This is a genomic window from Limnohabitans planktonicus II-D5, from assembly GCF_001270065.2.
Lineage (GTDB): Bacteria > Pseudomonadota > Gammaproteobacteria > Burkholderiales > Burkholderiaceae_C > Limnohabitans_A > Limnohabitans_A planktonicus.
This window is the reverse complement of record NZ_LFYT02000003.1, coordinates 298,548-304,860: the sequence shown is the minus strand read 5'-3', so window position 1 is coordinate 304,860 and position 6,313 is coordinate 298,548. Positions and strand designations below refer to the sequence as shown.

At 61.2% G+C, this 6,313-nt stretch carries 5 protein-coding genes; all 5 read right to left on the bottom strand.

The features are described 5' to 3' along the window. The coding region (locus H663_RS24510) for a transposase family protein (protein ID WP_133239963.1) at positions 1 to 312 on the bottom strand (312 nt) is incomplete at its 3' end. Between the two features lie 311 nt (positions 313 to 623). Next, entirely contained in the window at positions 624 to 3,104 is a 2,481-nt protein-coding gene (locus H663_RS24505) for a penicillin acylase family protein (RefSeq protein ID WP_053176220.1), read from the bottom strand. Between the two features lie 174 nt (positions 3,105 to 3,278). Beyond that, a complete protein-coding gene (locus H663_RS24500) occupies positions 3,279 to 4,190 on the bottom strand; it encodes an LD-carboxypeptidase (RefSeq protein WP_053176222.1) in 912 nt (303 codons plus the stop codon). Positions 4,191 to 4,260: 70 nt separating this feature from the next. Beyond that, positions 4,261 to 5,667, bottom strand: a complete 1,407-nt coding sequence (tadA, locus tag H663_RS24495; protein WP_205872674.1) for a tRNA adenosine(34) deaminase TadA — start codon at positions 5,665 to 5,667, stop codon at positions 4,261 to 4,263. Then, on the bottom strand, positions 5,637 to 6,251 hold the full coding sequence (locus tag H663_RS24490; protein WP_053176227.1) for an FMN-binding negative transcriptional regulator: 615 nt from the start codon (positions 6,249 to 6,251) through the stop codon (positions 5,637 to 5,639). Before H663_RS24490 ends, tadA begins: the two co-directional genes overlap by 31 nt. Between the last annotated feature and the right edge of the window lie 62 nt (positions 6,252 to 6,313).

The window sequence follows — 6,313 nt, the reverse complement described above, 5'->3', positions numbered from 1 at the left end:
GCCACTGCCCTCGCGCGCCCAGGGGACCTGTGCCTGTGTTGTCTTGCCGCAGTCGCTGCAGGCCACGCGTGGCACCTCGGCGTGCAGCCAAGCTTCGTATTGGAAGAAGTCCAAGTGCCGCCATTGGCGTTTTTGTCGGTCATGAATGCCTTGATCGAGCAAGCCACACACGGGGCAGGCCAGACGTTTGGCATCGCAGGTGAGATCAAAGTCAATGCGACGGCGGGCCATGTCGAGGTTGACGTTTTCAACGCGCCACGGGGCAGACAAGCCCAGCGCACTGGTGAACAAAGATTCGATTCCAATAGCCATTTACGGATCTTCAGTTGATGAACGGACATCCGCCATCAGGATTTGTGAGCAGCCGACTGCGCCTGTGGCCAACAAACACCACCGGGCTCGGTTACTGCATTGTATTTTTCAAGTCAAGTTCCACACGAAATGACGAAGAGCCCCCGACATGGGCCTGCGCCGAAACCAAAAATGTCGGACTCTGCGAGTGCCGACCTACGAGATGACACTTCTCACGCATTTCAAACTTCAGCGTGCCTGCTCCATAGGCCACCGACAAGTCACCCCGACGGTCATTTGCTCGAAGGGGTCGACTTTTTGGAGCGCTTTGCTCAAGGGTACAAGACCATCTGATGCGCCCAATAGGCGGGCTCAAATCGCAAATCGCGGTATGTTCCTTGTGTCCAAGCAGCGGCCATGTCACGGCTGCGGGGTGAAAACACATGCCCGCTTTGACCGGTCTGGTAGATGAATTGCGAGGCGTCAAGCGCAGACAGGTCGTAGACCGCCCGCAAAGACGCGGCATGCCGGTTGGCAAACGGCTCTTGCTTGTCATTGGCCCAGTACTGGCCCACGTTGACAGTGAACAAATCCCCTGCACTTTCGGTGCGCACATCAAACAGGGCATTCAGATACGGCACCTTGCCAAAGGGCTTGTGTCCGCTGATGGCCGGGTGCCAGGCACCCCAGCGCCATTGCGACAAATTTTGTCCCTGCCGGGCCGAAATGCGCGCAAGGGCTCGGTCCAAAGCCGCTGAAACTTGAGGCACACAAGACTGAGCACCGCACCAGAAAGCATCATTGCGACTCAAGATGCCTTCCACAGCTGCGCGGAAATGGCGCTTGCCGTACAGGCCCTGAAAGCGCTCTGCGCCCAGTTGCGGCACCAGCAAAACCCGCGTCAATTCATCGGCCCAGACATTGAAAATCAAGGCGGACGCACTGTCCTTGCGCATCTGGCCGTCAAATGTGGCCAGCACTTTCAATGCCTGCGCGCCCAAAGGGTGTTGAGGTTGCGCGCGCATCAAGTCAGGTAACAAGGCTTTGACGCCCAATGACAACACATCGTTTTGAATGGCCTGCAGACTTTCGCGGCTGTGTTGGGGTTTGGCCTCCAAGAGCTGCTCGATGCGTTCAAAGCGCTCGGGCGTGGTCCAGTCACCGCCTATGAAGTGGGGGTAATCGGGCGGCAAAATATTCTGGTTGGCCGTGGCGTGCCAGCCTTTCTTTTCAATGTGCGCGGCATCCAACCCTGGGTTTTGGGCCACAGGCAACCAGCCCGTCCAGTCGTATTTCGCCAGCCAGCCCGGCGATGGGGCCACACCACGGATGTTGTTGTTGGCCGCACGCGTGGGCAGCTTACCCACTGCGCGAAAAGCCACGGTGCCTTGGGTGTCGGCCATGACCACGCTTTGCATCGGCGCGTGATGATCGGCAAAGGCCTGCTGCAATTGCTGCACGGTCTGCGCCCAATTGGCCTGCATGCCCGCTTCCACGGTTTTGTTGTCAGGCGTCAGGGCCGACCAGCGCAGGCTGACGGCATAGCGCTGCGCGTTGATCAAGCCCCGGTATTGGGGCTGCACATCGCTGATGACCGGGCCGTGGCGGGTGCTGCGCACGGACAGCACCACATCCCCCTGCCCTTTGACGCGGATGGTTTCGCTGCGTTGCTCAAAATTGGCCCAGCCCTCAGGTGTGCGGTACTGATCGGGCTTGGCGCTGTCGAGTTGTTCCAGATAAAGGTCTTGTACGTCGGGCCCGGTGTTGGTAAAGCCCCAGGCCACGCCCAGCGTGCGCCCCAGCACCACAAAAGGCAAGCCCGGCAATGTGGCGCCCATCACGTTCAGCGCGGGGTGTTTTTGGCCGCCGGGCAACTCCCCTGCCGGTGCCTTGAGGTGGGCAAAGTACCAAATCGCAGGGGAACTCAGGGCCAGGTGCGGGTCATTGGCCAGCAAAGGCTTGCCCGACACCGTTCGGTTGCCGGGCACCACCCAGTTGTTGCTGCCCTTGCCTTCCAGAATGCCCATGTCTCGCACCCAATCATCCGACCACTGGGCCAAAGCCGAGACGGGTGGCTGGACCTGCGCGGCTTTGGCGGTGGCTGGCGCATACACGCCCAGTCGGGCATACAAGGCGGGCAAGTCCACCGCGGTGGCGGGTTTTTCGCCGGGGTAGGCGGGCAACAATTGCCACAGTTGTTCGTGTTTCAGCACCTGCGAAGCCGACAAACGGGCAAATTCCTGGCCCCAATTGCCGCCCAGATCCAGCGCCATCATGAGTGCCCAGCCCACGCTGTCCTCAGGGCTCCAGGCCTGGCCGCTTTGGCCACCGGCCTGCGTGCCCAGCAGTTTGAATTCTGGTGAAGGCCGCACCTGACCACTTTGCCAGGCGTCCTGAATCCCTTCGCTGTAAGCCTGCAAAGCGGCCTGGGCAGCGGGCGACAAACCCTTCAGTTGCTGGCGGGCCATGCCGATGATGCCCAGGGTGCGCATCAATTTGTCGGTGTCCAGCGTGGCAGCACCCAGAATTTCAGACAACTCGCCGCGCATCAGTCGGCGGTTGAATTCGAGTTGCCAGCCGCGCTCTTGCGCATGCACAAAACCCATGGCACGCCAGGCATCCATGGCACTGCCAGCGCTGATGTGGGTCACATCCGAGGCATCACGCGCAACCTGCACGGGGCCTTTCAAACCCTTGAGCGAGGCTTGGCCGTCCAGCTTGGGCATGCTGCGCAAGAGGTGCACACTGACCACGCCGCCAGTTGCCAATGCTGCCACCACGCACAGAAGCGCCAATCGTCCAAACCATTTCATGTGTGTCTCCTGTTTTTAGGGGCATTTGCCCTTGTCGGCACCCATGTCGGGGTCTTCGACCGCCGACCTACAAGGCAGCCCAAAGGTCAGCATTGCAAAGGTCCGAATGCTTTGCCGTAGGTCGGCACTCGAAGAGTCCGACATTTGTCCTTCAAAGACCCCGCAATATCAAAATCAAATATGGCCCCAAACCATCAGCGCGTCACGTCCTTCGGTGACAAGGTCCACCTTGGCACCCACTGGCAGCAACACCTTGGTCTCGACATGGCCAAAGGGCAGGCCCGTGAGCACTGGGGCTTTGATCTGGCTGCGCAGCCAGTCGACCACGGTGGCCAGTTTGAAGCCTTTGTCGTGGGTGGGCACCAGTTTGTAGTTGCTGAACTGGCCGATCAGCACCGCCTTTTGCTGGGCCAAAACGCCTGCATGCAGCAGCTGGGTCAGCATGCGCTCAACGCGGTAAGGGTGCTCGCCCACGTCTTCGAAGAACAGCACACCACCCTTGATTGGCGGAAAGTATGGCGTGCCCAGCAAAGAGGTCAGCACCGCCAAGTTGCCACCCCACAGCGGCGCGTCTTTCACCACCACGCGGCGCTCGGCCTCGGCTTTGGGCAGTTGCCAGCCCGTGCCCTCCCCTTGCTCCAGCAGCAGGTCGTCAAAGCAGGCCTGCATGATGTCGTCCGGCTCTTGTTCGGTGCCAAAGTCTCCGCCCAGCGCCGGGCCCTGCCAGCTGATGCGGCCGGTCTTGGCAAACACGGCCTGGTTGAACGCGGTGAAATCGCTCAGGCCCACAAACTGCGTGCCGCCGTCAATGGCTTTGGCAATCTGTTTGTAGGGCAAGGCGGGCAGGATGCGCGTGAGGCCGTAGCCGCCCCGGGAGATGAGCGCCACGTTGGCGCCACTGGCCGCCGCGCGGCTGATGGCGGCTATGCGCGTGGCGTCGTCGCCTGCAAAGCGCATGTGGCTGGCCAAAGCGGCTTCGTCGACTTCCACCTCGTGGCCTTGGGCTTTCAGGCGCTTCACGCCTCTGCGAAAAGCGGCTTTGTCGCGCACGGCGCTAGAGGGGGAAAAAATGTAAATGTGGGCCATGATTATTTTGTGGATTGGAGGCTGATGTCACGCTCTGGCCTGGCTCGGCTGCCCTTGAAAAGCGAACGTATCAAGGCTTGAAGTGTCGCACAGCCGCCTGCGCAATTGCCCTACCCTGTTCCTGCACAAAATGGCCTGCATCGGGCAGAAGCATCGGCTCGGGGCAGCCCAAAATCCGGCTTTGCAACTGGCGCATCACGGGCTCGCCCAGCACCGGGTCTTGCTGGCCAATGGCCATCAAGCTTTGCCCCTGCCAGGCATCGCGCCAAAAGGCTTGCGCTTGGCGCGAAATGGCTGCGCCGGGTGAATCGGCAAACTCCGGCACCATGGGCGGAAAAGCCCTGAGCGAGGCCCGAAATCCCTTGTCAGGAAACGGTGCGTTGTAAGCCGCCGTCTCTTGTGGCGACATGCCGGGGTTGCCGCGCTTGAACAACTTGCCCACGTCAAACAGCGGCTGGCTCTGGCACCAATCGCGCCAGGCCAAAAAGCCATCGCTGAGTGGCTGTTCGCCCGTGGCCAGTGTGGTGTTCATGGCCAGCAAACCCTTGTAACGCTCCGGCGCAGCCATGGGCAAAGTCAGGCCCAAAATGCCGCCCCAGTCTTGCACCACCAGCACCACGCGCTGCAGGTCAAGGCGCTCGATCAAATCGAGCAAAGACTGGCGGTGGATTTCAAACTGGTGAAAACTGTCCTTCTTGGGCTTGTCGCTCTTGCCAAAGCCGATCAAGTCGGGCACCACCACTCGGTGTCCCGCCGCCAGCCAGACCGGGATCATCTTGCGGTAAAGGTAACTCCATGTTGGATTGCCGTGCAAGCACAGCCAAGTCAGCGGCGCATGCGTGTCGCCCTCGTCCAGGTAATGCATGCGCAAGCCCGCGATGCTGGGCAGGTCGTTCACGTAATGCGGCTGCCAGGGGTAATCGGGCAATTCGGCAAACGCGGCATCGGGCGTGCGCAGCGCGTCTTCGCGCACCGGGTCGACATTCACGCGTTTGGGCCTGAAAAAATCCTTGAGCAACTGTCCGCATTCCCCGGCCAGCACACCGCCCGTCACCTGCGTCTGATGGTTCAGCTGCGTGTGGCCAAACAGGTTGAGCACCGAGCCCGCCACGCCCGTGCGTGGGTCGGCCGCGCCAAACACCACCCGGTCCACACGGGCGTGCAGCATCGCGCCGCTGCACATGGCGCAGGGCTCCAGCGTCACATACAGCGTGCAACCGTCGAGCCTGTAATTGCCCAGCACCCGGGCCGCTTCGCGCAGCGCCACCACCTCGGCGTGGGCTGTGGGGTCGTGGCTGGCTATGGGGGCGTTGCGGCCTGTGGCGATGATTTGGCCATCCTTGACGACCACTGCACCCACAGGCACCTCGCCCGCTGCGGCAGCCTGGCGGGCCTGCTCCAGCGCCAAGCCCATCCAGTGGGCGTCTTGAGTTGCAGTGTCCACGGTCAAGCCACCATGCCCAAACGCTGCATCCATTGCGCCAGGGCTTGCTCTTGTTCGCCGCCCTGGGCGTAGGCCGCGTGCATGGCGGCATGCGCCTCGGGGCGGTGCTGGTTAATTTTGACCTTGGTTTTCAGGTCCAGAATCTTCAACTCAAACGCCACGATGCCGTTCAACATGCCGTGGGCGTAGCTCTCGGGCAGCGCTCGCCACTGATCGGCGTAAGCAGGTTCGTGGTCGGCGATCATTTGCTTGAGCATGGCGTCTTTCGCATCGTCGCCATCGAGCATGCGGGCCTCTACCCGGGCATGCACCGCCAAGTAAGTCCAGGTCGGCACGCGCTGCAGATCAGGGTAAACGGCTGGCGACATGTAAGCCTGTGGCCCTATGAAGGTCACCAGCGCCTGCGGCCGGTCTTGCAGAAATTTGGCATGCGGATTGGCACGCGCACAGTGGCCCAGCAGCGTGACGGGTTGGCCGCCCTCCTCGATCAGTTTGAGCGGCAAATGCGTGACAAAAGGAAAACCATCGCCGTCTGTAGAGACCAGACTGGCAAACGGGTGCTCGCGCATGATGGCCGCAGCGTGCTGGGGGTGGTTGAATTGTTGGGGCAAGTACATGCAGATGAATGTACCAAACCCGGGTATGAGTCTAGCGACTCCCCCATCACTTGGAACCGCAA